We start from the raw sequence: 25,469 nt of genomic DNA, 5'->3' as shown, positions 1-25,469 counted from the left end.
AATCACGTCCAGAATCAAACAGACGCTTGCGCGTCATGCTTTGACTCTGGACGCCCCGCCTATTTTCCTGGGATCGTAAGGCCCCAACCACGGGTCGGCTAAACGCCATTCTCCAGACATCATGCAGCTTCTTGCTACACGATGCTCGTGACTATCCGGTGATCTCGGTGCTGTCACTATACTAGCTTGCTTAATTATACCGCATGGCTGCCCTCAATCAATATTCTCGTTTCTTAGGGCTGTGGCCCTATGATTTTCCGTTAGATCTACGTGGGTTAATGTAGATAGAATAGATTGTTTGTTGTACGCCTTCCAATAGCATGATGTTTGTAGGTTAATGTAGATAGCAGTTGATGGCGATAGCTTTGGATATGGGGGCATCATGCATATCAGGAAGCAGAGGATGAAGAACGGCAGGGTTTATCTGTCGCTCGTGCAAAGCTATCGCGATGAGGACGGCAAGCCGCGGTCCAGATATATCCGCTCGCTCGGATATCTTGATGTGCTTGAGAAACAATACGACGACCCGATTGCGCATTTCGAGGCCGAAGTAAAGGCCGAGAACGAGCGGATGCGCGCAGGAATCGCTCCCATTGGGGCGAATCTCGAGGATGCGCAAAGGATCGACATGAACGATGAAAACCCGTGTGTCGAAATGGGAGCGGCGGTGCCGTCCGCATATTATTGCCGCGTTTTGGGGTTGCGGGATTTCTTCGAAAGTGACCATGCCCCGCACGACACCTCACTTGACTTGTGTGGCATCTTGGAGTTTCTTGTATGGGATCGCATCGCCCATCCCTCCTCGAAACGCGAGGCCTGGGAGAGGCGCGGGCTTTTCCCTCGAGACTGCGGGTTTTCGCTTGACGACATTTACCGATCACTTGCGCACCTCGCCGCGTGCTCTCGCGATCTCATCAGGCACATTAACGCCTCCCTCGATCGGGCGCGCGGTCCCCGCAATCGTGGTCAGCTGTTCTATAAGATCACTGACTACTACTTTGAGGTCGGGAACGGTTTTCAAACGAGGGACGTGCCCGCGCAGCGTCGCGCGGACCCGTTTGTCCAGATGGGCCTGTTGTTGGACGCCGACGGCATTCCTTTGGACTACGAGCTGTTCCCAGGGAACCGCATGCAGGTCCTCAAGATGCTGTCCTTTATGGATGAAACAGATCTCAAGGGAAAGCAGCCTTTTGAAATCGTGATTGTGGCCGATAGGGAGCGTGATGCCCTGAATTGCGCCGCCGACTGTGCGAGAAGCCTGTATCGCTTCGTGCTGCCCATGTCTATGCGGCATGCAAGGAAGAACGAGAAAAAGTGGGTACTCTCTGACGATGATTACGTATCGGATGCCTCTGGAGACTTCAGAATAAAGAGCCGCATCTCCGATACGGCGGTTCGCCTGCACCGGGTTAAGAGCAGGTATACGTACGAAAAGGTTAAGGAGGTCGCCTTCTGGTCAAGGGATCGTTTCGAGGCGGGTCGGTACGAACGGGCAAAAGCCTTAGAGATGTCCCGTTCCGCGATGGAACATGGTCACCTGATCTCTGCCGGGCAGGAAGAGGCCTGTTATTTCGCCGACGGAGCCCCCGTTGCTTGTTATGGAGCTGATGAGGCCTCGTTCCACAAATGGGTTCTCGACGAGACCAGAATCGCTATGGATGAGGCTTTTGACGGTTATGGCTGCATCATAACGAATAACACCTATTACGATGATCGCGACACGGTTGAGATATATTTCGACCTTGCGCACATCAAGGATTCGTTCCGCGTGCTCAACGATGATGCGCGCACACGACCTTCCTACGTCTCACGTGAGGATTACATACGAGCTCATTTTCTTGTGTGCTATGTGGCGTTCCTGATCATGAGGCTCATGCAGAAGGACGTCGCTTCGATGACTGGCTCAAAGACTGGTGCCCGGGCAATCGCGGAGGATCTTGCCCGCATGGTTGGGCACCATCTTAGCGGCGACGCCTGGCTTTTCGATTATCGAACAGAACTTACCGATGCGTTATGCGCCGCTGTTGGAATCGATTTGTCCCACAAGATTATGACAAGGTCGCAAATGATAAACGCGATGTCTGAGACGAAAGAGCCGATGAGCGATACACCTTAAAGGGCTATCGCGACGAGGTGCTTCCGATGGCCGGCATGACAAGCCCTGGGCCGCCCGCTCGCAGAATGCCTCGAACGCTGTGGCGACAGGCACCTTGCGACAATTAAGCCCGATGTGGCGGGCGGTGTTTTGAAACGCAGCGGGGCAGCCGGGGAACTCGGAGGCGCGACCTCCGCTCCTCCGCGTCCGCCGACGCGAGCCGAAGCCCTTGCTCTCCTCGATGTCCATCTCCGTCGCCTCCCATCCGCCTCGGGCCCGTCGCGCGCACCGACTTCTAGCAGCTGATATTCGAAGTTGTGAATGTTTTATGAGCGCCTGTCGGGCGATGGCGAAAAATCGCCCTCCGGTAGGCCCGCCGTGGACGGGCGGCCGAACGGGGCCGATGCGCCTCATCCTGCCCCGCCGGAAGCCTTCCGAAACGAAAAAACGACAGGCCCCCTAAGCCTCCCGCGGTTTGACTTTGAAGCCCGCTGAGGGTATTCCGTTTTGCCGTGGACCGGCGGGGCCCTTCCAAGCACACCGGTCAGCCGCAGCCCCGCTCAGGGGCCGGCGCAACTGTACCCCGAGGTTACGGCCTCCCTTGACGCATTGTATCGGCGCCAGCCCTGTTCGCGCGTGAGACAGAATCGCGGGCTCGGCCGGGGTTCTAGAAAAGAGGTCGGAGCCACGTCGGAAGCGACGCCCGGTGGGGGCAGCAAGGCTTCTCGACAACCTCCCCGGCCGGGGGCGGGGGCGCCCGGATGGCGCCCGCATGGAACCGCTGCCCGGCGCACGAACGCGCTGCCGGGGAGGCCAGGAATGAAAACGCACGATAACGCCATCTCGAATCAGGACGACCCTTGCCGCCTGCTCAGCTCGGCGGAGGCGGCCGCGATGCTGGGGATCTCCGCGAGCACGCTCGCGAACTGGCGCGCGGCGGGCAAGGGGCCCGACTACGTGCGCCTCGGCGCGAAGCGCTCCCCCGTGGGGTACCGCCGCGAGGACGTCATCTCGTGGATCGACTCCCGCACCGTCAACTGCGCGACCGGTCTGGCGGCCACATCACGCGGCGCCCGGTCCGGCCGCCGCACGGGAGCCCCGTCGCATCCGCGTCGCTAGGAGGGGTTCCCGATGAGAAGCATGGCGCTCGAGCCGGGGCAGAGCACGATCGACTCGTGCTCGTGCCGGCAAAGGCCGCAGGGCGGCTACGTCCTTCAATGGCGGGTCCGGCCGCTCAACGGCGAGAGGCCCGCCAAACTCACGGTTCAAGGCAACTGCTCGCAGGCGGAGCTCAGGCGGCGGGCCCATGCGAAGACCGAGGAGTTCCTGGCAACGCACGGCCGGCCGCGCACGAGCCTGTGGCGAAGCAGCGACGGCATGCGGGACTACGTCCTGAAGGAGACAATCCCCGCCATCGAGGCGAAGCCCGACTCGAAGCTCAGGCCACGGACCAGGAAGAAGTACGTCGAGCTCCTGCGGCTGTACGCCGAGGCGGCGCGGCGCTACCCGATCGCCGACGCCGCCACCTCCGACGCCCTCGAGGAGGCCCTCCTCAGCATAGAGCGCGGGCACGGCACCGCGACGGCGAAGCAGGTTCAGAAGGTCGTCAGAAAGTACGTCGTCGCCGAGCTGAAGTCCGACCATGTCATCTCCGTCAACGAGGCCATCGGGCTCAATCCCGACTACACGGGGGACCAGCGAAAGGGCAGCAAGCCCAAGGGCGGCCAGGCGCTCACCCGCGACCAGCGGCTCAGGGTCGTCGACCATCTGCTTTCGATCGACCCGACGATGCCCAGGGGCGCCCGCGGGCGCTACACCGCCGAAGAGCGGACGGCGAAGCGCCTCCTGGTCATCGACGCGACCCTCACCCAGGCGACATGCGGACTCCGCATCGTCGAGATCAGGAGGCTGACGCGCTCGTGCGTCGCGGAGGCAAACGGGATGCTCCTGCTCGAGATCACCGACGAGGCCTCGAAGACGCGCCGGGGGCGCATGTGCTTCGTGGACGACGAGCGCGTCGCCGAGCGCATCAGGGAGCGCGTCCGCAGGCTCCCCGCCGACGGCGACCCCTACGTGTTCGGCGCCCCCGCTGCCCCCGGCGCGATGTGGGACAGCTCGAACGCGCAGAAGGCGGTGCGCGCCCTGTACGACGAGCTGGCGGACGACCTCGGGATCCCGCTGCTCCGCAACGTGGCGTCCCATGTATGGAGGGCCACGCTCAACAGCGAGTGGCGCGACCGCGGGGTGCCGGCCGAGGTGCGCTCGGCGTACTTCGGCCACTCGGTCGAGGTCAACAGACAGTATTACACGGCGGACATCGACCTGTCCGTGCTCGCGGGGATGGTGCGCCCCGAGCCCGCGCAGGCGCCGTCGGGGCGTCCGGCGAGTTAGACCATTTCAAAGACCATTTTGGTGTTTTCTAAAGAAAAAAGCTCGGAGGAAAAGGCCTCCGAGCTGGGCTTTTGGTCGCGGGGGCAGGATTTGAACCTACGACCTCCGGGTTATGAGCCCGGCGGTATGGGTTGCGTGTTGGAATTGTGGAGAAGCATGGGCATACTCTTGCAGGAAGGCGGGCTCCTGCGTAATATAACTCCTTGCGCACACGGTGCGTCCAGACATTGCGGGGTGGAGCAGTCTGGTAGCTCGCCGGGCTCATAACCCGGAGGTCGTAGGTTCAAATCCTGCCCCCGCGACCAAGAACTTGCAGCTCGTCGGCTATGCCGGCGAGCTTTTTTATTGCTTTTCGACTATGAGCCGACTGCTTTCCGACTGTGTTCGCGAATGGACACGATGCGACATGCTCGCGCAAGCGACAATGTCGCGACGGCAAGACGACGCTGTCGCGGCAGGAAAACGACACTGTCGCATTCGAAGTCTCGATGACGTTTCGTCGTCCTTTCGGCTCGCGGGTCGATGGTTCAAATCCCGCTCAACGGTGCACGTTGGTGGGATTTTGCCGTTTCGAGGGGGGGGGTTAACTTTGCCGTGAAGAGTCTAGGGCTGCTCCTGACATTTGCGGAGCAGGATGATATAGAATTGGCAGCGTATCAATAGGCAGTCGGTCGGCTTGCCCGACGCGGCTCAAAAACGGGGGGGGGGGTCTTCATGGCTTTGATCACGTGTCCCGAGTGCAATCATGAGGTGTCGGATAAGGCGGATGTTTGTCCAAACTGCTCATATCCGCTCAAGTCGCCGAGTTCGGATGCGGCGCCCGCTGCCGTGAGGAACCCGTATCGCTCCGGCGCCATCATGGGTCTCATCGGAAGCATCGCGTTCATCGTGATACTGGGGATCGGTTACATGAACGCCATGAATGCCGGCGTTGAGTCGAGTGGGCGCGAGGTTCCCGTGTGGGAGCTGGAAGCGGGAATCTGCATTTTCGCCAACACGGCGGTGTTCGCAGCCGGTCTCACCACGGCGAAAAGCGCCGGCAGAAAGGTGCTCCTCGGCATTTCCGCCGTCGCGCTGGTCTTCGCGTTCATTGGGACGGTCGGCATGGTCCTGTACATGAACGTCATGGCGCTGTGCCTTGGCCCTCTGTTCCTTTGGGAGCCCATTCTCCAGTTGGTCGGCGCGGCGAAGATGATGAACGCCTCCCTGAAAATCGATGAATAGCCAGGTCGACGGAGATTTCTTCGAAGCCCGTTTGGTGGCATATGGAATCGCCGGCATCGTTGGCGGGTACTGCTTCACGCCCCTCGCGCATTTCGTGTGTGACGCCGGGGCGCGATGCCTTGCTTGCGGCATGAGAACGGGTCCGCTGGCGTTTTTGAGGGGCGATCTCGGTGCGGCGCTGGAGGCAAATCCCATGTCGGTGCTGCTCGGATGTGCTGCGCTGGCTGCCGTGGTCGACGTTGTGATCACCTGCTTCAGGCTTCGGCGCGGTCGGGGGCTGTAGGGGTTGTTGGCCACGCGTTCTCGGTTTGCCTGCAGGCGTTTGGCAGATGGCGCTCAAACGTATGCCGAGCTGGCTCGGCTCGATTTGTTGCGCAATAAATCGAGGGTCGTATTCTGCGATAATCAAGTTGTCTTGTTGATGGCTGCGGTGGCATCTCTCACCCAAGAGAGACCGCAGCAGAGGTCGATTGCAAGAAGGAGAAACGACTCATGAAAAAAAGATCCTCTCATTGATTCTTTCGATGTTTCTGCTGGGGACACTGTTCCTTGCGGGTTGCTCCTCGCAGCAGGAGCCAACGTACGCCATTGGCGATACGGTCGAGAGTGATGTCATGAGCTTCACGCTCGACGCCGTGCAACCCACCATCGCGGTGGAGAATAGCGGCGCGGCAACCTTTGGCCCCGGTTCCGATGGGCTTGCGGTAGAGGGGTACTTTATGCCGCGGGAATATGACCCCGAGGAGGACAAGAAAAATCCCTATGTTGCTGCGAAGGGTCATACCCTGATCCACCTGACGTTCACCGCCGGCAATCTCGATAGGTATTATGTTGAGGTTGGGGATGACCTGTTCACGATCAAGTGCAACGGCGAAGAGTTTTCCGCCGACTTAGACACCTTTAAGCTCGGTGCTAAGAGCGTGAAGGGCGGATGGGTCAGCATGGATACGGTGAACGACTTGATGGAGGTTGGTGAGAGCTCGTCGTACCTGTGCTACGTGGACATCCCAGTTGATATCGAGGATTTGGGCGGCGAATATGAGGTCGTCGTCAATCTGCCGAACTCCGAGGGGGAGGCGTCTCCGTTCGTGTACAAGGTAGCTGCCGAGTAGGCCTACCAGGCAGTTTGCACAATCTGTTCCTGCGGGGTCGTCGGGGGTTCCCTGGCGCCTCCGTGTTTTTGGCCACGGACTCAACCTCAATTTAGGGACAGTCCCTAAATTGAGGTTGAGCGCACGCGCCGCACGGCCGGGAACGTTCTCAAGGGGATTTCGGGTCCTTCCGATCCGCTCGAGTGGCACGGCTCTGTCGTCAACGATCCGGGGCAGTACTGCTCTCTGCGATAGAGTTCGCACCTATTTTGCGCCCATTTTGCAGTAGTGTCGCACCTTTGTCGCAGTAGAGCCTGAGGCTGATTCCTCGCGAAGAATCCGCGTGGAATCAGCCTCGAATCATCTCCGCGAAGAACTTGCGAGGAAAGAATTGAGTGGAATCATGTCAAATATACCTGCGGAAACAAGGGGATGCGAAGAGCTGTCGCTGATGAACGGCATTGTAAACGGGCTCATAACCCGGAGGTCGTAGGTCCAAATCCTACCCCCGCGACCAAGAACTTGCAGCTCGGGAGCCGAATGGCTCCCGAGTTTTTCGTAAGGCTTTAGCCTGTGCGGCGCGCAGCGCCGCATCTAAACCCACCTGCTAGGCGGGTGGAGTTAACCGGCTTTACAAAACCACCCTCCCACCGGACACTTGCGATTGTTCAGGCCGCAGGGATTCCGAGATGGAAGGGTGGCGGGGCGTATGGCCGAGAAGGCCTACAGCCTGTCGCACACGAAGTGGATGTGCAAGTACCACATCGTGTTCACGCCGAAGTATAGAAGGAAAGTGATCTACAACCAAATCAGGTCCGACCTCGGGGAGATCTTCAGGAAGCTCTGCCGGTACAAGGGGATAGAGATAACCGAGGGGCACCTCATGCCCGACCACGTCCACATGCTGCTCGCGATACCGCCGAAGTACAGCGTGGCGAGCGTGATGGGCTACCTGAAGGGCAAGAGCTCGCTGATGATCTTCGACCGGCACGCGAACATGAAGTACAAGTTCGGCAACCGGAAGTTCTGGTCGGCCGGCTACTACGTGTCGACCGTCGGCCTGAACGAGGCGACGATAGCCAAGTACATACGGGAGCAGGAGAAGGCGGACATCGCGCTGGACCGGCTGAGCGTGAAGGAGTACGAGGACCCGTTCTCGCGCGGGAGCCGGCCGAAGCGCTGACGCCGGTTCGACCGGCCCGCCACGGGTCAAAACGCAATGCGGCCTGAACACCGTGAAGGCCGGCGTCTTTAGGCGCGGGCCAGCGACCCGAGGGTTACACCCTAAGAGCAAACACCCCTTTTAGGGGTGGTTCTGATTACTCAAGGCATTTGTGACTGCTAGAGAGCTTGCCGACCACATTGGGCGCACGCGTCGCACCGCCGGCAATGTTCTTAAGGGGATTTCGGGCCCTGTTGGTCCGCTTGAGTGGCATGGTTCGGCCGTTAACGACCCGGGACAGTACTACTCTTTAAGATGGAGTTCGCACCTATTTCGCAGTAATTTCGCACCTATTTCGCAGCGACACTGGAGGCGGATTCTTCGCGAAGAATCCGCCTCGAATCATCGCCGCGAAGAATTTACAAGGAAGAATTGGGTGAGATCAGGCCAAATGTACCTGCGGAAACAAGGGAGTGCGAGGAGCGGTTGCTGATGAACGCCATTGTAAACGGGCTCATGCACCGGAGGGTATTGGTTCAAATCAAGCCCTCCCTGCATCCAAAACCAACCGCTTTGTCAAACTAATAGTCGAACAATCTGCCATAGTCGTTCCATTCGCCATAGAGCTCGCCCTTCTTGGTATGGGCTATGAGGTTAGCGAGGTTGCGCTCGTAGACCGTGCGGTCCTTTTTGTGGAACGCCGTATTGTATGCTCAAATGCGCTGGCAAGGCGGAGGGAGTCGTTTGAACTTCGCCCAGCATCGCGCATCCTTGAGGGGCTGTCCTCAGCCGAGGAGCCCCTGCAAGAGCTGGGCGCCGTAGTGGCCGCACAGGTAGCCGACCGCGGCGGCGAGAACCCCAATGCCGACGGCGCGCACGACGCGCATCCAACTCGGAATCGACCGTTCGTGGCGACCGCGCTCGGTGTCGCGGTTTGGCTCGACGCCGTTCAAGAAATCCAGCACTTCGAGATACGTCACGAGGTTGTGGTCGCGCTTGATGCACTCGATCCAGCAGGCGGCGAACATGGCGATGCCCCACAGCACGAAGGCGAGGATGAAGGAGGGCGCCGTTTGTGGAAGCGGCCAATCCCAAGCGACGAGCTGCACGACGGCCCATGCCAGCGCGGCTATCATGAGCAGCAGGAAGGCGAACATCGCGTAGGTCAGGCGCTTCATGGTCTTGGCGTCACGGTCGATGGTCTCGTTCATTGCGTTCACGTCTCCTTTGATGAGAGAATCCACGGACGCACCGAATATCTCGGAGAGCAGAAGCAGACTCTGGACGTCGGGGTAGGTCTTGCCGTTCTCCCAGGACGATATCGTCTGGCGGCTCACGTACACGCGCGCCGCGAGGTCGTCCTGGGACATCCCGTGAATCGCGCGCAGCTCGCGTATCCTCCCGCCGATTTTCATGCCCACTCTCCCTCCGTCCTTCTCGGCGCGGCCTCTTACGGGCCAGACCATGACACGTCCCGCGAAATCGTACCATCAAAGGGTCCCGACATAGGGCGCTACGGGATGAGAAACGCGCGTCAAGAGTTCTTTACGTGGCTTCTACCTGCGGAGTTCCGAAGCACTGCGCAGCGGGGGGCAACACGTGGGAATGGGATTGGTGGGAAGTTAAGGAAAGTTAGGGGCGACTTGAGGAGATGCGTATTCGCAGCTCGAAGCCCCGCCCATCAAAAAAAGAGGGATAATTCCCCTCTTTTGGAAAGTTACGGAAAGTTAGGCTGCCCCTTAGGCCCAGTATGGGACGTAGCGCATGTGGCGCGGTGCCGTGCTGGGGTCGACAGGCTTGACTAAGCCTGCGGCCACGGCGTCTCGAATAATCTTGCTCGCCTGGGAGCTCTTCGACGCCTCGAGGCCGAACACGCGCCGCACGTCGGTGTTGGTGATTGAGCCGAAGTTGACGTAGGCAAGGCAGGCCTGCATGTAGCAGGTCCGGACCCGGTCCTCCTTGCTCGTGAGGTCGAAGGGCATCTTGGCGAAGAGGACCGCCTTAGTGAACAGATCCATCTGGTTTTGGACGATCGGGGCGATGAGCTCGTTCTCGCAGGTTGCCATGACGATCTTGTCATAGCCGCTGCCGCGTTCCTCGCAGACGCCGCATTTGCGCATGAATCCAGCCATGTTCTCGTTGCGCGAGAGAGGCACTGTGTCGATTAGCCGTTCGATTGGGACAAGAGGAGCGCCCGGATTCGAGAACTCGATACGGTTCGAGAACACTTCCACCATCGGGTTCGTTCCGCGCTGATCGAGGGACTGATGGACCATCATATTTGCGAGGAGCTCACGCACGGCTATCTCGGGGAATGCAGTGTGCTGACGCCGTATGGAGCTGTCCAAGACCTCTTGGCTCGGGGTGATGGCCATGATATATCGTGCAATCTCCTCATAGGAAATCGCATAGCCTGCGGGAAAGCTTTCCTCCCTATCGCCCCCGTCTTCCAGCCGCATGTCTCCCTTGTACTTCACGACGCGAATCACTCTGCGGGCGAGGCCGTCGAACGCGCCGAGGTCATAGGCGATCATGAGCGCGCCCAGCGCTGTAACGCTCCAAGTGCCGGCGTCCTCGGGCGCGATGAACTTCTCTTTCGCGAGGTCGGCGAGCGCCTAGTTGCGGTGGGCCGGTATGGGCAACCCGAGCGAGCGGTAGTAACCGGGATAATCGAGGAGTCCGAACAGCTCCTCCTCGCTTAGCCCGTCAGCGACGGTCCTAAGCTCGGTGGGAGTCGAGTCGAACGTGCGCCAGAGCTGAGCCTCTCGATCCTTGAAATTCGCGAGCGATTTAACGTTGCTGCCGACTCTCACATAGGCGGAGGGTCCGTACCTCGTCGGCTCGTGGGTTGCCGCCGGGACCTCGAGGATGACCACGTTGGTTCCGTCTCCCATATCGACATCGTGGAAGGAGAGATTGAGTTTGGGGTTCACCATTCGCGCCAACCACGCCTCCAGCTCCTCGTTACCCTTGCGGAGGCTGCGGTAGGAGAAGGGCGCGCCAACTATTTCGTGGGTGGAGTCGTCTATGCCCCAGAAGAGATAGGCTGTGGGCTTGCCGCAGAGCGCGGCGGAATTGCTGAGCGCCGAGATGTACTTGGCGATGCGCTCGGGTTGATCGTTGCCGACCTTGAATTCGACCCATTCGGTCTCGTCGGTCAGCTTGGAAAGCTCGGCCACGAGGCTGCGGTAGTATTCGTCTGGTCGGTTGGCCATCTTCATCCTCTCGATCGGTTGCCCCATTTTATCACCCGGTTAGCACGGCACCCGAACCCTAGTTGTTCCGTAAAGCGGTTAAATGCCCCTCGCCATGACGGTGATCCGGCTCTCCTCGATGGTGGTGGGCGCACCTGTCCCGTACTGGATCTCCAGGAGCTTAGCGGCCGAGGAGACCGTGATCCACCGCCCCTCGACCCAGGCGGTGCCGCCGCGCACGACCTCACGCTCGACGAGTTTGGCGCCCGGTCAGGGTGTGCACCCGGGTCCGGCCCGACGACGATGAACCTTATCGGCTCGGACTTTACTTTCAAGTCCAAGAAATGGGAGGCAGCAGGATCTCGGCCGATAAATAGCTTCACGGACGGGCTTACAGGTTCGGAGGTCGTAAACTCAAATCCTGCTCCGCAACCAAGAGCTTACAGCTCGAGAGCCGAAAGGCTTCTGAGCTTTTTTATATGCGTGCTGGCTGGGCATTGTCGTGCGTTGCGAGCATGGGCGCTTGGGCATATTTGCTCATCTGCCTCTCGCATGCTGCCGGAGTATCCTTTCGCATTAATTCGGCAGGCGATTTGTTCGATGACGGCGCAATTGACTGCGCTTAGCCCTCGCTAGGGCAGGACGACGCTCATTTCGCCATGGAGATACAGGCGTGCTGTGGGGTCGACGGCGGTTGCGCCGTTGGCGATTAGAGCGTCCATTACCTGGCGGGGGAGTGGCGTGCACGGATTGCCCGCGTGCAAAACGCCGTTGCTGCACGCAGCGATGCTCGAGCTCGTGGGCTCGCTGCCGGTTGCGCCGTCGCGTTCACTGTCGGCGCGTTCGTTGGCCGTGTCGTCGCGCTCATCGTCGGAGCGCTTGACGTCCGTGCCCACGCGCACTTCAGCATCGCTCCCTTTGCCTGCGGCAACTCTTCTAGTTGCGCCCTCTACGTCTGCTTTCTCGATCGAAAGGCGTTGGAGCACATTGAGCCCCGCGCTGTCGGTGCTTACCCGCGCGGTTCCGTTGTCTAGCCGCACGCGGACCTGCGCAATGCCCAACTCGTGCAGATAATCCTCGCATGCGCGTACAACCTTTAGTTTCTTCTGGGTGAGCATCTCGCCGCAGGGGATGCGCGTGGCCAGGCATGCGCCGGCGGGCAGGCTCCACACCTCGTGGCCCCACAGCTTGAGCACCTCGCGTTCTTCCGACTTGTGCCAGCCGGTTTCCATGAGGGGCGACTGGACGCCCAGCTCGCGCATGGCGCGCATGCCAGGGCGGTAGTCGCCGGCGTCATCGGCATTGCTGCCCTCGAGCACCGTGGCAAACCCGCGCCGCCGCGCCTCGGTAACAACGCTTGAAAATGCCGCCCGTTTGCAGTGGTAGCAACGGTCTGCGGGGTTGGCGGTAACGGAGGCGTGCTCAAGGGGGTTTTCGGTGAGGCAAATGATCTGTAGGCCCATACGGGCAAAGCGCTCGCGCTCACGCTCAAAGGACGCGTGTTCCGGGGTGCCGATCAGCGGCGTATCCAAGTGGATGAGTGCGACGCGGCAGGCGGGCACAAAGCACGCGCACACGGCAGCCAAAAATGTGCTGTCGACGCCTCCAGAAAACCCGATTGCCATGCTCTCGTAGGAAAGGAGGAGGTTCACCAGGCTGTCCAGCTTACGTTGCAGCCCGCGGGGTACAGGGATGGCGGTTTGTGCGGGCGTGGCAAAGGGTTCGAACGCGGTGGAACGAAATGAGGCATCGGTGGCCGCGCACGCGTCGATGGGCTCGAACGCATCGCGATCGGTGGGGGCGACGGAGGTAGCGCATGCATCGCGATTTGCGGCGCTATCGGAAACCGCGCTTTCAGCAGAGCGTGCGGGTACGGCAGAAAGTCCGCTGCCCTCGCCCGGCTCACCGCCGCCGTGCGTCTTGGCTGATATGTCAATGCAAGTTTCCATGTGGGCAATGATACCCATCGAAGGGCGCCCCGCGCCCGGGCTGAGTAAAATACCGTATTGGTCGCGGACACGTGGTGCCAATTGGAAAGGGGCAAGGCCATGCGGCATATTCAGACGGTCATTTTCGATATGGACGGAACGCTCGTCGATTCTGAGAGCGTGAGCCAAAAGGCGTGGCAAGGCGCCGCTGTCGACCTTGGCGTCGAGCTGCCCGGCGAGTTCACGTGCTCGTTTATCGGGCGCAACGTCGTGTCGGTCCGTGCGCTTTTAGCGGAGCGCCTGGGCGGCAGCGTCGATGCCGCAAACGAGGCCATTCGCCTGCACAACGTGCATTTTGACGAGCTCTCGCAGACCGACCTCACGTTGATGCCGGGTGCGCGCGAGGCGCTCGACCAGCTCCAAGCGGCGGGCTTTCCGCTTGCGCTGGCCACGTCGACGTATCGGGAAAAGGCGTTGATGCGTCTGGAGCGTTTTGGCCTGGGTGATGCCTTTGCAACCATCACCTGCGGAGATGATGTCGAGAATGGCAAGCCCGCGCCGGATATCTTCCTCAAGGCCGCCGAGCGCATGGGCGTGGACCCTGCGCACTGCGCGGTGATCGAGGACTCCCATAACGGCGTTCGCGCAGGTCATGCCGCCGGCGCTCAGGTGTTTATGATCCCCGACATGGTGTCGCCCACCGAGGAGATTGCGGATATGTGCGCGGCGGTCCTGCCGAGCCTGCGCGAGCTGCCCGCCGCCATTGCGGCTCGCAACGCATAGGAGGAAAACGCCGATTCTGGCGGGAAGACGCCCCTGCTGCCGAGCGAGGCTCTTTTTGCAAACGCGCCCGCCCCATCGAAACGGGGCGGGCGCACTGCCGAGCAGGCTCGGAAACTCAATCAAACGCTACTTCATGATCTGGCGGAACATGCCCATGACGTCATCGTAGGTTGCCTCGCGGGGGTTGCCCGGGAAGCAAGCGTCGGCCATGGCGTCCTTGGTGAGCGTGTCGAGCTCGTCCTCGGTGATGGCCTCGCACACGGTGGGGATGTTCACGTCCACGGAGAGCTGCTTGACGGCGGCGATGGCGGCGTCGGCGGCCTCCTCGGTGCTCATGCCGGTGGTGTCGACGCCCATGGCCTCGGCGACCTTGGCCAGGCGCTCAGTCACGACGGGCTTGTTGAACTCCATCGCGATGGGCAGCAGCATGGCGCAGGCCACGCCGTGCGGGGTGTCGAAGTGCGCGGAGAGCGTGTGGGCCATGGAGTGGTCGACGCCCAGGCCGACGTTGGAGAATCCCATGCCGGCGATGTACTGGGCGAGCGCCATGCCCTCGCGGCCGGAGCCGGGGACGCCGCTCTTGGCCTCGGCGACGGCGTCGCGCAGGTTCTTGGAGATGAGCTCGATCGCCTTGAGGTGGAACATGTCGGACATCTCCCAGGCGCCCTTGGTGGTGTAGCCCTCAATGGCGTGGGTGAGCGCATCCATGCCGGTGGAGGCGGTGAGGCCGGCGGGCATGGTGGCCATCATCTCGGGATCGACCACGGCGACCTCGGGGGCGTCGTTGGTATCGACGCAGACGAACTTGCGGACCTTCTCCACGTCAGTGATGACGTAGTTGATGGTGACCTCGGCCGCGGTGCCGGCGGTGGTGGGCACGGCGATGGTGAACACGGCGTGGTTCTTGGTGGGGGCGACGCCCTCGAGCGAGCGGACGTCGGCGAACTCGGGGTTGGTGATGATGACGCCGATGGCCTTGGCGGTGTCCATGGCGGAGCCGCCGCCGATGGTCACGATGGAGTCCGCCTCGGCCGCCTTAAAGGCCTCCACGCCGTCGGTGACGTTTTTGATGGTGGGGTTGGGCTTGATGTCGGAGTAGACGCTGTAGGCGATGCCGGCCTCGTCGAGCAGGTCGGTGACCTTGGCGGCGACGCCGAACTTCACCAGGTCGGGGTCGGTGCAGATGAATACCTTCTTGTAGCCGCGGCGCTGGAGCTCGCCCGGAATCTCGGCGATGGCGCCGGCCCCGTGGTAGGAGATGGTGTTGAGGACGATGCGATTAGCCATGATGGGTCCTTTCTCGATGACCAGGTTTGTGGCGTCGCCGCATGTCCGTGCAGGGGTCGAGCGGCCGCCACGAAGATGGTCACATAATACGCCGAAGAGCGCCCCTCTTTACATAAATGAAACGTTTCAAGTTGAATTAACCGTTCACCGAGAAATACCATCCACCCGCCGAGTCCGATAGGACAAAATGGTTGCCCATTGCGACTTCAAGGACACGAGGTGCTTACTCACATGATGCGCGGGGTATTCGACAGACCGACGGTTCGAGCGTCTCCTGCTCAGCTGTTCGCCCCTACAGGTACCCGCTGATATCTAGGTCCGGATCGGCAAATTCGGTGGCATTGCCCTCGCCCGAGCTCGCGCGGGCGAGCAGGAAGGGGCGGACCAGCGCCTGGTGGTTTTCGGTGGGCATGGCGTTGCCGGCGCGGCGGTTCTCCTCGATCTGCGCGATGAGGTATTGCACGCCCTTGCGGCCAATTTCGTAGCCGGGGGGCGCGATGGTGGTGAGGGACACGTTGCCGCTCCAGGCAAGCGGATTGCCATCGCTACCAGCGACTTTAATGTCGCCGGGAACGTTGAGGCCGGCTGCCTGGATGCCCGCGACGGCCCCCGTCGCAAGCACGTCCGAAAGCGCGATGATAAAGTCGGGCCGCTCGGAGGCGGGGCGCTTGGCCAGGCGATACCCAACGGAATAGCCGTCGCGCGCCAAATTCCAGGCGCCCTCGTCGATGAACTCGAACGCCACGCCCGTCGTGGTGCGCATGATGTCCCGCACGCCCGCGATGCGCATGCCGAGCTTCTCGAACTCGTCCTTTCCAAACACCGCGATTCTGCGAGCGCCGGCATCGATGGCGTGCTGCGCCACCAGGCGCCCTTGCGCGCGGTTGTCAGCGCCGACAAAATAGCCGGGCTCGCTGCTGTGGAAGTCGAGATACACCGTGGGGACCGAGGGCGTCGCCAAAGAGGGCTTCCATCCATAGACGCTCATGGGCTGCACCAAAATGCCCGCCATCTGCGTGCCCATAAAATAGGTGAGGTAACGCGCGGAGAGGATGTCGTCGTTGTCCGCATTGGCGATGAGCAGGCCGTACCCGTGTTTTTGCGCCTCGGCGTTGGCGCCGTTGGCGATTTGGAGCGAGATGCCGTGTTCCAGGCTGGGAAGCACCAGGCCAAACGACCGGTTTTGCCCGCCCGCAAGCATGCGCGCGCTCTGGTTGGGGGCGTAGCCGAGCTTCGCGGAGGCCTCGTTGATGCGCTTGAGGGTCTCGGGGCGAACTTTTTCCGGATGGTTTAAGGCGTTCGACACGGTGCCGAGCGCAACGCCCGCCTCATTGGCGACGTCGTTGATGGTCACGGTGGTGCGGCGAGCCACGAGGCCTCCAATAAGCGCGCAGGTGGCGCGCGAGATGGTGATGCTGATACGGGAGTATTGTATCGCTTCAAAGGGCGGCGCGTGAAGTCCGCGGTGCTGTCTCGCTGTTCTCCATCGCGGCGGTCCCGTCGCCGGCGTCATCGCATCTCCTTCTGATGGTCTTAAAAATCAAATACCACCGTTACATGATGGTAATAATTCATTTTTACAATCGATTGCCTATGACAATCGACGGATGGACGACGGTCGACCGAAAGGATTTCCTATGTGCGGAATTGTTGGCTACACGGGGTCGGGCTCAGCGACTAACGTGCTGGTTTCCGGGCTCAAGCGCTTGGAGTACCGTGGCTATGACTCGGCCGGCGTGGCGCTTGAGCTCGCGGACGGCAGCACGCCTGGCTGCGTTCTCGACGTAGTCCGCAGCACGGGCAAGGTTGCCGGGCTCGAGGAGGAGCTCGAGGCTCATCATTCGAACGCCACCTGTGGAATTGGCCATACGCGCTGGGCGACGCACGGGCGCCCGTCGGTGAAGAACGCCCATCCGCACACGAGCTGCGACGGCAGGATCGCCGTGGTCCACAATGGCATCATCGAGAATTTCGCCGAGCTTCGCGATGAGCTCAAGAGCCGTGGGCACCAGTTCAAGAGCGAGACCGACACCGAGGTGTTCGCACATCTCATCGAGGAGGCATATGATCGCCACCGCGCGGAGCCCGATGCGCTCATGGCCGCCGTGCGCGAGGCGTGCACCTTTGTGGTTGGCGCATACGGCCTTGCCGTGGTGTGCGCCGACGAGCCGGGCACCATTGCCGTGGCGCGCAAGGACAGCCCGATTGTGGTGGGCTGCGGACCGGACGGCAGCTACGTGGCGTCCGACGTGATCGCGCTCATCGATGCGACGCGCGACGTAGTGGTGCTGGAGGATGGGCAGTTCGCATGTCTGACACCCCAGGGCATCGAGTACACCGATGAGCAGGGGCGCTCCATTCGACCCCAGGTCACGCATATCGATTGGGATATCGATATGGCGGAAAAGGGCGGCTATCCCGACTTCATGCTCAAGGAGATTTTCGAGCAGCCGCGCGTGGTGCGCGACACGCTGGTGGGCCGCCTTGCCCCCACGGGGGAGCTCGACATCGACGAGCTCGGCCTGACGTACGAGCAGCTCGACGTGATCGATCGCGTGTACGTAATCGCGTGCGGCACGAGCTATCATGCGGGCCTGATCGCGAAGAACCTTATCGAGGGCTGGGCGCGCATTCCCTGCGAGGTTGAGGCGGCGAGCGAATTTAGGTACCGCAACCCCATCATCACGCCCTCGACGCTGGTGGTCGCCGTGTCTCAGTCGGGAGAGACGGCGGACACCCTCGCTGCCATCCGCGATGCCCGCATCAAGGGCGCCAAGGTCTTCGGCATCACCAACGTAGTGGGCAGCCCGGTGGCCCGCGAGAGCGACGGCGTGATCTACACCAAGGCGAACAAGGAGATCGCGGTGGCCTCCACCAAGAGCTTTATTGGCCAGGTGGTGAGCTTGACGCTGCTCGCGTTGCTGCTTGGCCAGGTCAAAGGCAAGCTCACGACCGCTCAGGTGCGTATGCTGTTCCACGAACTGGGCGACACTGCCGAGCAGATTCAGTGGGTGCTCGACACGCAGAAAGAGGCCGTTCACGAGGCCGCCTTGGCGTGCAAGGACGCGCGCTCGGCGCTCTTTGTGGGCCGCGGCATGGGTGCCGCCATCTCAAACGAGGGCGCGCTCAAGCTCAAAGAGATCAGCTATCTGCACGCCGAGGCGTATGCAGCGGGCGAGATGAAGCACGGACCCATCGCGCTGATCGACCCCGGTTTCCCGGTCATCGCTGTTGCCACCAAGAGCCCCACGTACGACAAGACCGTGAGCAACCTCAAGGAGTGCGAGGCTCGCGGCGCGCGCATCATCGCGGTCGCGACCGAGGGCGACGAGGACATTCGTAAGGTCGCGGACCATGTTATCTACGTGCCTGCCGTGCGTGATGCGCTGAGTGCCATCACTGCCACCGTGCCCCTGCAGCTATTGGCGCGCGAGGTCGCCATTCTGCGCGGATGCGATGTCGACCAGCCCCGTAACCTTGCCAAGAGCGTGACGGTGGAGTAGCTCCTTCGGAACTCGAGAAAAAGAGCGGGGCGGTAAGAGACAAGGCTTGACTCAAAGTGGCTAAAAACTACCGTTTTGTATTCTTAGCATCGTGGCTCGCCGGTGTTTGGGTTCGCGGGATGCCCGACGAGACGCCCAGACACGGTCAAGTCCATTTTTGTGTGTAAATTCGCAACCGCCGCTTTCTCCTATGCCGCGAGCCTCAGCTGGCGCTGCTCGCGCGCGATGACCTCCAGGCGCGGGACCACGCCCTGCAGCTCCTTCACGGCCGGCGAGTAGAACAGCCTGCGACCGGCCGCCCAGCGCTCGCCCTCCTCGATGAGCACGGCCCCGATCAGCCTCGCTATCGAGTCCGCGTTCGGGAACACCTTGACCACCGACGACCTCCTCTTCACCTCCCCGTTCAGCCTCTCGAGGTGGTTCGACGTCCGCACGACCCGCCGCAGCGCCTCGGGCAGCTCCATCACCGTCATCGCGTCGTCGAACCCGGCGTCGAGCCGCTCGACCGCCCTGGGCGCGGCCCCGGCGTAGTCGGCCGCGATCTCGTCGCGCCTGCGACGCGCCTCCGCCATGGTCTTCGCGTTGAACATCTCCGCGAGCTCGCCGCGCAGCCCGACCCTCAGGCGCTTCGGCGCGGCGTCGACGACGTTGCGGGCGAAGTGGGCCTGGCAGCGCTGCCAGGGCACCTCGGGGAACACGGACTGCAGCGCGGCGACGAGCCCCTCGTGCGCGTCGGTGGTCGCGAGCCGGACCCCCGACAGGCCGCGGCGGCGCAGCCCGGCGAGGAACCGCGTCCAGCTCTCGGTCGTCTCGGCGTCCGCGACCTCGAAGCCGAGCACCTCCTTGCGGCCGTCCGGCGTGAACCCGATGGCCACGAGCAGCGCCTTCGCCACGACCCTGTGGCCCTCGCGGCACTTGATGTAGGTGGCGTCCGCCATGAGGAACGGGTGGTCTCCCTCGATGGGCCGCGCGAGGAACTCCCCGACGATCGCGTCGAGGTCGCGGCACGCCTCGGAGACGCACTGCTTCGAGAAGCTCTTCCCGCAGATGGTCTCCATGACCCTGCCGACCTTGGCGGTGGAGACGCCGGAGACGACCATCTCGGCCATGGTCGTGACCAGCGCGGCCTCGCTGCGGCTGTAGTTGTCGAAGACGAGCGTCCTGAACGGCGCGTTCCGGTGCCTCGGGACCGTCAGCTCGATCGTGCCGACGCGCGTCGCCAGGGGCCTCTCCCTCGTGCCGTTGCGCACGTCGGTGCGCGCCTCGGCCCTCTCGTAGCGGGCCGCCCCGAGCTGCTCGTCGGACTCCGCGAGCAGCACCGCGTTCAGGGACTTCTGCAGCAGGGCCGCGAACGCGCCGCCGGTGTCGCCGGCGAGAAGGGAGAGGATCTCGTCCTGGTCTAGTGTAAGATTGATTCGAGCCATGCTCGTCCTCCAAGTAATCGTTGTGGTTTGGCGATTGCAAGTTTACTTGGTCGGCGGGCCTCTGGCTCGCCTTTGCTATTTACACCACTTTACGGACGCGACCCCAGACACGCGTCTTTTCGGGTAAAACGTCTCGTTTTGATGCGCTCGCCCTCGGATTGCGCCTTCTAAGTTGCCTTCAAGGCGGCGTTGGCATGAGGAGAGCGATACAAAACGGTAGTTTTTAGCCACTTTGAGCAAAAGTAGATGTCGTCGCAGCCTGTCGTACTTGTCGCAACCTGTTGTGCGTCGCTTTTTGATCGCCCGCGGCATGAGGGCTCACGGTAGGCTGCGCCATGCTTTGCAGAGGGCGCGATATCGTGGTGCGTATTGGCTGCCCCGTTGCCAGATGAGGCAAAAGTCGTGTTCGATAAAGAAGTCGACAGGTGTAATATCCACGAACTCCCCTCGGGCGAGTTCCTCTGCTGCTGCCACGCGATACATGAACGTTATTCCCGCGCCGCTTCGCACGCATGCCTTGATGGTCGGGATGCTCTCGAGCTCGACGACTCCCGCGAAGTCCGTCACGGCGAGATCGCGCGCCGCCAGGTGCTTTTCGAGGATCTCGCGCGTGCCCGATCCCGCCTCGCGCAGGATGAGGCGCTCGCCAAGAAGGTCGCGAATGGAGCTGGGCCGGGCAACGTGGGTTCGAAACTCTGTGGGGGAGTCGCCCTGTTCGGCATCTGCTGGGTTGCCGACCTCGGTTTTAGTGCCCGCCCCGTGCGCGACGCCTCCTCCTGCCCCGGGAGTGACGATCCCTTTTGCGCCTGCCCTTCCGGCGATGGTGATATACGGCTCGCGCGAGAGGATCTCGTAGTCAAAGCGCTCGCGGTCGAATGAGCCCTCCACGAGCGCGAAGTCGATGTCGCCCCGATCGAGCGCCCCCACTAGGTCGCGCGTGTTGCCGGCGCGCATGGTGATAGAGCTGTTGGGGTGCCGAGTGAGATGGACTGCCATGAGCTTCGGCGCCGTGAAGTCGGCGATGGTCCGCGTGCAGCCGAACTTGAGTGGCACGGTGTGGGCCCTTGTGGGCTCCGCTGCGAGGTTCCCTACCTCGGTGATCAATCTCTCCTCGTCGTTTTCCATGGCAAGAAGTCTCTGATACAGCACGTCTGCGGCGGGCGTGGGTTCGATGCCGCGGCCCGTTTTGGTGAATAGCGGGCATCCATAGTGCGATTCGAGCTGTTTGATGTGCTGGGAGACGGCGGGCTGCGTGATCATGAGGGAGGCTGCGGCTTGCGTGAAGCTGCGCTGCCGATAGACCTCCAAGAAGGTGTGGGTGCGGTAATCAAGCATGCTTGTTTCCCGTCTGCTCTTTCTTATATAATAAAGATATCTAATGAAACTATAACTAATTAGATAGAAATAATTATAGATAAAGGTCCTACCATAGTTTCGACAACACGGGTGCCGCTTCGTAGCTCGCTCAAGTGGGCATAGCGGTGAATACAAGCCTCAATGCGAGAAACCTCAAGAGGAGCACGTTGCTACATTGAGGTTCGGAAAGGTGGATGTGTGGAGCTCTTCAAGGATTTCAAGGACCTGTGGCGCGGGGTGGCGCTGACGTTGGTGATCTCGGTGCCGGCCTGGTTGCTGGGGAGGCGATTCGAGGTCATCGGTGGTCCCGTCTTCGCCATTCTCATCGGCATGGTGATGGGACACGTGCTGCGTAAGCGCTCGGGTGTTGCGGAAGCCGCCGCCCCGGGCATCAAGTACACCTCTAAGAAGATTCTCCAGTATGCGGTCATCTTGCTCGGATTCGGACTCAATTTGGGGCAGATCGCCAAGGTGGGCGCCAGCTCGCTGCCCATCATTGTCTCCACCATCACGACCTCGCTCGTGATCTCCTTTGTCCTGTGCCGCGTCATGAACATCCCGCGCAAGATATCGACGCTCGTGGGTGTGGGCTCGTCGATCTGCGGCGGTTCCGCTATCGCCGCCACGGCTCCGGTCATCGATGCGGACGACGAGGAGATCGCCCAGGCAATCAGTGTTATCTTCCTGTTCAACATTATCGCCGCGCTGGTGTTTCCCACGCTTGGCGGCGTGCTCGGCATGAGCAACGAGGGCTTTGGCCTGTTCGCCGGCACCGCCGTGAACGACACGTCGTCGGTGACCGCCGCGGCGGCGGCGTGGGACGGCATGCACCCCGGCTCCAACGCGCTCGACCATGCCACGATCGTCAAGCTCACCCGTACGCTCGCGATTATTCCCATTACGCTGTTCCTGGCCTTTTGGCAGGTCCGACAGGCAAAGCGCGCCACCGAAATGGGCAAGGGCGACGGCGCGGCAGCGGGCACGTTCGACATCAAGAAGATCTTCCCGTTCTTTATCCTCTTCTTCGTTTTGGCGAGCGTCATCACCACCGTATTCGCCCTGCCGGTTACCGTGACCGCTCCCATCAAGACCCTCTCCAAGTTCTTCATTGTCATGGCCATGGCGGCGATTGGCTTCAACACCGATGTGGTCAAGCTGGTTAAGACGGGCGGCAAGCCTATCTTCATGGGTCTGTGCTGCTGGATTGGCATCACGCTGGTGAGTGTGGGCATGCAGCACTTGCTTGGCATTTGGTAGGTCGGGCGCCATTCGTATGCATACCGTTGCTCGAACAAAAGAGCCGTCCACCAAGTTTTGCTCGTAAAACGTGCGTAAGGCGGGAAAGATGGAAGCATCGGTTATGCAAGCGCCCGGCGTCGGGTCCGGGCGCCCGACAGATAGGAGCCAACTATGGGAATGAAGGCTGATCAGGAGATCTCCTTGGATTTCGAGGGGCTTTTGTCCTACCTCCGCTCTAAGACGCGCGTGTTCATGGACGTCGACGGCCATGAGTACTATGTCACCCACACCGATGGGTATTGGCGCGTGCAGGACTGCGAGCAGTTGAATGACAAGGGCCGTTTCGTCGACTGCTCCGAACTTGTGACCACCTTGCCCGAGCTGGTCGAGCTGCCCTGGCTCGACGGCAAGAGCGTGCACGACCTTGCCGATGGGGCCACGTTCTTCGAGTCAATCCAGGAGGGCTGGGTGCGCCCCGGCGCCGAGCCCGTTGAGGCTGAGGAGTCCGTTGAGGAGCCTGCTGTTGAGGAGGCTGAGTAGGAGACGCCGCCCGACAGGCTTGGGGCCCAAGCGGCCCCGTAGACGGCGACGCTCCGTGTGGCCGTGAAGGCTGCCGCGTCGCGTGAAGCGTTGGATGCCTGAGGCATGGGCGCCCCATCCCTTCCAAGGGATGGGGCGCCTATTCATGCCGTTCCAAGACATCCTGCAATTGTATGGGTGACGCATGCGGGGCGGGTAGCACTTGTTCGCGTCAACCTTGAACGTCTCTTGGTGCGCCCGCACGCGCGATTTTGTTGTCTGTGCCGTCTGGTGCTTCTCGTGCCCCCGCAGCTCCTTTCCGTGTTTTCAATCGTGGGTCCCGTCCCGCGCTTGCACGTGTTAAAAGTATGCGTCGCGCTGCGCGGCATGATATAGTGGAATTTCATGTCATTTACCTGCGGCTTATGGGGAGGACGTGCGAATGAAGCTGCTGTGGCAAACCATCAAACCCTACAAGGCCCTCGTTGCGGCAACGCTCGCCGCGCTGCTGCTCGACGTTGCCGGAACGCTGTACGTGCCCACCATGCTCGCGGGCATGATTAACCAGGGCGTGACGAGCGGCGGCACCGACTTCATTGTCTCCCAGGGCCTGCGCATGCTCGTTGCGTGCTGCTGTGCGAGCGGCGGCGCCCTGCTGGGCAATTACCTGTGCGCTCGCCTCGCCTCCTATGTGGGTCGCGATATCCGCAATGCCGTGTACGATGCCTCGCTCGCCTACTCGGGCAGCGACTTTGAGGAGTTCGGTACCGGCTCCATGATCACCCGCACCTTGAACGACATCAACGTCATCCAGCAGACGGTCATGCTCTCCACACAGGCCATGCTGCCCGTGCCGATCATCTGCGTCATGGGCACGGTGCTCGCGTTCCAAATCGACGCGCAGATGGGCGCCATGATGCTTGCCGTGGTCACGGTGGTCATGGTCTTTGCCGTTATCGCCGTGCGTCGCGCCGCTCCCATCTTTGAGAAGATGCAGGGCTTTATCGACCGTATGAACGTGGTGCTGCGCGAGAACATCATCGGCGTGCGCGTGATCCGCGCCTTTGGCAAGGAGCACCACGAAGAGGGGCGCATGGGCCGCGTGTTCAGCGACTACGCGAACGCCGCGATCAAGGTGAACTGGATCTTCGCCGGCGTGGACTGCTTTAGCTTTTGCCTGATGAACATCGCCGAGGTGCTGCTCATGTGGCTCGGCGGCAACCGCGTGGGCGCTCACGCAATGGAGATCGGCAACATCTCCGCCGTGGTCGAGTACGCCATGCTCATCATGTTCTACATCATGATGGCGCAGTTCGTGGCGCTGATGGTGCCGCGCGCCATCGTGTGCCTGCAGCGCTGTGCCGAGGTCATCAACAAGCAGCCGAGCATCGTCGACGGCGACGGGAGCCTGCCGGCAGGGGAAGGCGTCGCGGCTGGCAGCGAGACCCTGCCGACGGACGCGGACGCGGGTGACGAAGGTTCTGGCGAGGGCGCCCGCGAGGCCATGCCGTCCGCCTCGCCTACGGTCAACGCGTCAAACGTGGTGGCGGAATTCGACCACGCGTCCTTCCGCTTTGCCGATGCCGACGAGGACACCCTGCACGATATCGACTTCGCCTGCCGACGCGGGCAGACCACGGCGATCATCGGCTCCACCGGTTCGGGCAAGTCGACCATCGCCAAGCTGCTGCTGCGCCTGCACGACGCGACGGGTGGAACGGTGCGCTTTGAGGATGCCGACCTGCGCAGCTTGACCCAGCACGACCTGCGCGAGCGCATCGCGTACGTGCCGCAGAAGGCATGGCTGTTCAGTGGCACGGTGGCGAGCAACTTGCGCTACGGCAACGAGCGTGCCACCGAGACGGAGATGCGCCATGCGCTCGCGGTGGCTCAGTCCGACTTCGTGTGGGGCCTTTCCGAAAAACTCGAGGCGCCGGTTGCCCAGGGCGGCACGAACTTCTCGGGCGGCCAGCGTCAGCGCCTGGCCATCGCGCGCGCCCTCATGAAGCACGCCGACCTCTACATCTTCGACGACAGCTTTTCCGCGCTCGACTTCAAGACCGACGCCGCGCTTCGTCGCGCGCTCAAGCCCGAGACGCGCAACGCCGCAGTGCTGATCATCGCCCAGCGTATCAACACGATTCTGCACGCCGACCAGATCATCGTGCTCAAGGACGGCCGCATTGAGGGCAAGGGCACGCACGAGGAGCTCATGGAGACGTGCGAGGTGTATCGCGAGATCGCCAACAGCCAGATGAAGGGAGGTGAGTAGC

The 25,469-nt window shown here is 61.6% G+C and carries 20 protein-coding genes and 1 tRNA gene; 13 read left to right on the top strand and 8 right to left on the bottom strand.

Features of this window, described 5'->3' with window-relative positions:
* The first annotated feature begins 382 nt into the window (after positions 1 to 382).
* From LK434_RS08025 to tnpA, 8 genes are all read left to right on the top strand, one after another.
* Positions 383 to 2,116 (top strand): IS1634 family transposase, encoded by a 1,734-nt coding sequence (locus tag LK434_RS08025; protein WP_006721955.1) that lies wholly within the window; start codon positions 383 to 385, stop codon positions 2,114 to 2,116.
* 798 nt (positions 2,117 to 2,914) lie between these two features.
* Entirely contained in the window at positions 2,915 to 3,214 is a 300-nt protein-coding gene (locus tag LK434_RS08020; protein ID WP_006721957.1) for a helix-turn-helix transcriptional regulator, read from the top strand.
* 12 nt (positions 3,215 to 3,226) lie between these two features.
* On the top strand, positions 3,227 to 4,486 hold the full coding sequence (locus LK434_RS08015; RefSeq protein ID WP_006721958.1) for a site-specific integrase: 1,260 nt from the start codon (positions 3,227 to 3,229) through the stop codon (positions 4,484 to 4,486).
* A 228-nt stretch (positions 4,487 to 4,714) separates the two neighbouring features.
* A tRNA-Met gene (locus LK434_RS08010) sits at positions 4,715 to 4,791 on the top strand.
* 409 nt (positions 4,792 to 5,200) lie between these two features.
* Positions 5,201 to 5,710 carry a zinc-ribbon domain-containing protein gene (locus LK434_RS08005; RefSeq protein WP_083784249.1) on the top strand — a complete coding sequence of 170 codons (510 nt, stop codon included), beginning with the start codon at positions 5,201 to 5,203 and terminating at the stop codon, positions 5,708 to 5,710.
* Positions 5,711 to 5,744: 34 nt separating this feature from the next.
* Positions 5,745 to 5,993 (top strand): DUF2752 domain-containing protein, encoded by a 249-nt coding sequence (locus tag LK434_RS08000; protein ID WP_187371230.1) that lies wholly within the window; start codon positions 5,745 to 5,747, stop codon positions 5,991 to 5,993.
* A gap of 229 nt (positions 5,994 to 6,222) precedes the next feature.
* On the top strand, positions 6,223 to 6,822 hold the full coding sequence (locus tag LK434_RS07995; protein WP_040361751.1) for a putative periplasmic lipoprotein: 600 nt from the start codon (positions 6,223 to 6,225) through the stop codon (positions 6,820 to 6,822).
* A 688-nt stretch (positions 6,823 to 7,510) separates the two neighbouring features.
* Complete coding sequence (tnpA, locus tag LK434_RS07990) at positions 7,511 to 7,984, top strand: IS200/IS605 family transposase (protein ID WP_227917710.1); 474 nt, start codon at positions 7,511 to 7,513, stop codon at positions 7,982 to 7,984.
* Between the two features lie 764 nt (positions 7,985 to 8,748).
* Here tnpA and LK434_RS07985 read toward each other — a convergent pair.
* From LK434_RS07985 to LK434_RS07970, 4 genes are all read right to left on the bottom strand, one after another.
* A complete protein-coding gene (locus LK434_RS07985; RefSeq protein ID WP_040361754.1) occupies positions 8,749 to 9,378 on the bottom strand; it encodes a helix-turn-helix transcriptional regulator in 630 nt (209 codons plus the stop codon).
* A gap of 324 nt (positions 9,379 to 9,702) precedes the next feature.
* Complete coding sequence (locus tag LK434_RS07980; RefSeq protein ID WP_006721965.1) at positions 9,703 to 10,497, bottom strand: ATP-binding protein; 795 nt, start codon at positions 10,495 to 10,497, stop codon at positions 9,703 to 9,705.
* An 81-nt stretch (positions 10,498 to 10,578) separates the two neighbouring features.
* Positions 10,579 to 11,178: an AlbA family DNA-binding domain-containing protein gene (locus tag LK434_RS07975; protein WP_198002286.1), complete on the bottom strand. Its 600-nt coding sequence runs from the start codon at positions 11,176 to 11,178 to the stop codon at positions 10,579 to 10,581.
* Positions 11,179 to 11,789: 611 nt separating this feature from the next.
* On the bottom strand, positions 11,790 to 13,106 hold the full coding sequence (locus LK434_RS07970) for an ATP-dependent sacrificial sulfur transferase LarE (RefSeq protein ID WP_148334672.1): 1,317 nt from the start codon (positions 13,104 to 13,106) through the stop codon (positions 11,790 to 11,792).
* A gap of 99 nt (positions 13,107 to 13,205) precedes the next feature.
* Here LK434_RS07970 and LK434_RS07965 point away from each other — a divergent pair, with 99 nt between their 5' ends.
* Positions 13,206 to 13,868 carry an HAD family hydrolase gene (locus LK434_RS07965; RefSeq protein ID WP_040361756.1) on the top strand — a complete coding sequence of 221 codons (663 nt, stop codon included), beginning with the start codon at positions 13,206 to 13,208 and terminating at the stop codon, positions 13,866 to 13,868.
* A 126-nt stretch (positions 13,869 to 13,994) separates the two neighbouring features.
* Here LK434_RS07965 and fucO read toward each other — a convergent pair whose 3' ends face one another.
* Both fucO and LK434_RS07955 read right to left on the bottom strand, forming a co-directional pair.
* Positions 13,995 to 15,155 (bottom strand): lactaldehyde reductase, encoded by a 1,161-nt coding sequence (gene fucO, locus LK434_RS07960; RefSeq protein ID WP_006721971.1) that lies wholly within the window; start codon positions 15,153 to 15,155, stop codon positions 13,995 to 13,997.
* 292 nt (positions 15,156 to 15,447) lie between these two features.
* Positions 15,448 to 16,668, bottom strand: a complete 1,221-nt coding sequence (locus tag LK434_RS07955; protein WP_006721972.1) for a LacI family DNA-binding transcriptional regulator — start codon at positions 16,666 to 16,668, stop codon at positions 15,448 to 15,450.
* 124 nt (positions 16,669 to 16,792) lie between these two features.
* Here LK434_RS07955 and glmS point away from each other — a divergent pair, with 124 nt between their 5' ends.
* The gene (glmS, locus tag LK434_RS07950) at positions 16,793 to 18,658 is read left to right on the top strand and encodes a glutamine--fructose-6-phosphate transaminase (isomerizing) (RefSeq protein ID WP_006721973.1); all 1,866 of its coding nucleotides are present in this window, start codon (positions 16,793 to 16,795) and stop codon (positions 18,656 to 18,658) included.
* 188 nt (positions 18,659 to 18,846) lie between these two features.
* Here glmS and LK434_RS07945 read toward each other — a convergent pair whose 3' ends face one another.
* Complete coding sequence (locus LK434_RS07945) at positions 18,847 to 20,082, bottom strand: IS256 family transposase (protein WP_006722195.1); 1,236 nt, start codon at positions 20,080 to 20,082, stop codon at positions 18,847 to 18,849.
* Positions 20,083 to 20,400: 318 nt separating this feature from the next.
* Positions 20,401 to 21,417: a LysR family transcriptional regulator gene (locus tag LK434_RS07940; protein ID WP_006721974.1), complete on the bottom strand. Its 1,017-nt coding sequence runs from the start codon at positions 21,415 to 21,417 to the stop codon at positions 20,401 to 20,403.
* A 219-nt stretch (positions 21,418 to 21,636) separates the two neighbouring features.
* On the opposite strand from LK434_RS07940, the gene LK434_RS07935 reads away from it, so the two are divergent.
* From LK434_RS07935 to LK434_RS07925, 3 genes are all read left to right on the top strand, one after another.
* Positions 21,637 to 22,695, top strand: a complete 1,059-nt coding sequence (locus LK434_RS07935; RefSeq protein ID WP_006721975.1) for a YeiH family protein — start codon at positions 21,637 to 21,639, stop codon at positions 22,693 to 22,695.
* A gap of 153 nt (positions 22,696 to 22,848) precedes the next feature.
* Complete coding sequence (locus LK434_RS07930) at positions 22,849 to 23,217, top strand: hypothetical protein (RefSeq protein WP_040361760.1); 369 nt, start codon at positions 22,849 to 22,851, stop codon at positions 23,215 to 23,217.
* A gap of 421 nt (positions 23,218 to 23,638) precedes the next feature.
* Positions 23,639 to 25,468, top strand: coding sequence for an ABC transporter ATP-binding protein (locus LK434_RS07925; RefSeq protein ID WP_006721978.1), 1,830 nt, complete (start codon positions 23,639 to 23,641; stop codon positions 25,466 to 25,468).
* Position 25,469: the final 1 nt, after the last annotated feature.

This window comes from Collinsella stercoris DSM 13279, assembly GCF_020735465.1.
Classification (GTDB): Bacteria; Actinomycetota; Coriobacteriia; order Coriobacteriales; family Coriobacteriaceae; genus Collinsella; species Collinsella stercoris.
This window is presented reverse-complemented; position numbering and strand designations above follow the sequence as displayed.

What these genes read in the sequence shown, in the direction of transcription:
- LK434_RS07970 (WP_148334672.1), bottom strand. Translation starts at nt 13,106, where the DNA reads ATGGAAACTTGCATTGACATATCAGCCAAGACGCACGGCGGCGGTGAG.
- tnpA (WP_227917710.1), top strand. Translation starts at nt 7,511, where the DNA reads ATGGCCGAGAAGGCCTACAGCCTGTCGCACACGAAGTGGATGTGCAAG.
- fucO (WP_006721971.1), bottom strand. Translation starts at nt 15,155, where the DNA reads ATGGCTAATCGCATCGTCCTCAACACCATCTCCTACCACGGGGCCGGC.
- LK434_RS08020 (WP_006721957.1), top strand. Translation starts at nt 2,915, where the DNA reads ATGAAAACGCACGATAACGCCATCTCGAATCAGGACGACCCTTGCCGC.
- LK434_RS08005 (WP_083784249.1), top strand. Translation starts at nt 5,201, where the DNA reads ATGGCTTTGATCACGTGTCCCGAGTGCAATCATGAGGTGTCGGATAAG.
- LK434_RS08015 (WP_006721958.1), top strand. Translation starts at nt 3,227, where the DNA reads ATGAGAAGCATGGCGCTCGAGCCGGGGCAGAGCACGATCGACTCGTGC.
- LK434_RS07975 (WP_198002286.1), bottom strand. Translation starts at nt 11,178, where the DNA reads ATGGCCAACCGACCAGACGAATACTACCGCAGCCTCGTGGCCGAGCTT.
- LK434_RS07985 (WP_040361754.1), bottom strand. Translation starts at nt 9,378, where the DNA reads ATGAAAATCGGCGGGAGGATACGCGAGCTGCGCGCGATTCACGGGATG.
- LK434_RS08025 (WP_006721955.1), top strand. Translation starts at nt 383, where the DNA reads ATGCATATCAGGAAGCAGAGGATGAAGAACGGCAGGGTTTATCTGTCG.
- LK434_RS07980 (WP_006721965.1), bottom strand. Translation starts at nt 10,497, where the DNA reads ATGATCGCCTATGACCTCGGCGCGTTCGACGGCCTCGCCCGCAGAGTG.
- LK434_RS07940 (WP_006721974.1), bottom strand. Translation starts at nt 21,417, where the DNA reads ATGCTTGATTACCGCACCCACACCTTCTTGGAGGTCTATCGGCAGCGC.
- glmS (WP_006721973.1), top strand. Translation starts at nt 16,793, where the DNA reads ATGTGCGGAATTGTTGGCTACACGGGGTCGGGCTCAGCGACTAACGTG.
- LK434_RS07955 (WP_006721972.1), bottom strand. Translation starts at nt 16,668, where the DNA reads ATGACGCCGGCGACGGGACCGCCGCGATGGAGAACAGCGAGACAGCAC.
- LK434_RS07965 (WP_040361756.1), top strand. Translation starts at nt 13,206, where the DNA reads ATGCGGCATATTCAGACGGTCATTTTCGATATGGACGGAACGCTCGTC.
- LK434_RS07930 (WP_040361760.1), top strand. Translation starts at nt 22,849, where the DNA reads ATGGGAATGAAGGCTGATCAGGAGATCTCCTTGGATTTCGAGGGGCTT.
- LK434_RS07945 (WP_006722195.1), bottom strand. Translation starts at nt 20,082, where the DNA reads ATGGCTCGAATCAATCTTACACTAGACCAGGACGAGATCCTCTCCCTT.
- LK434_RS07925 (WP_006721978.1), top strand. Translation starts at nt 23,639, where the DNA reads ATGAAGCTGCTGTGGCAAACCATCAAACCCTACAAGGCCCTCGTTGCG.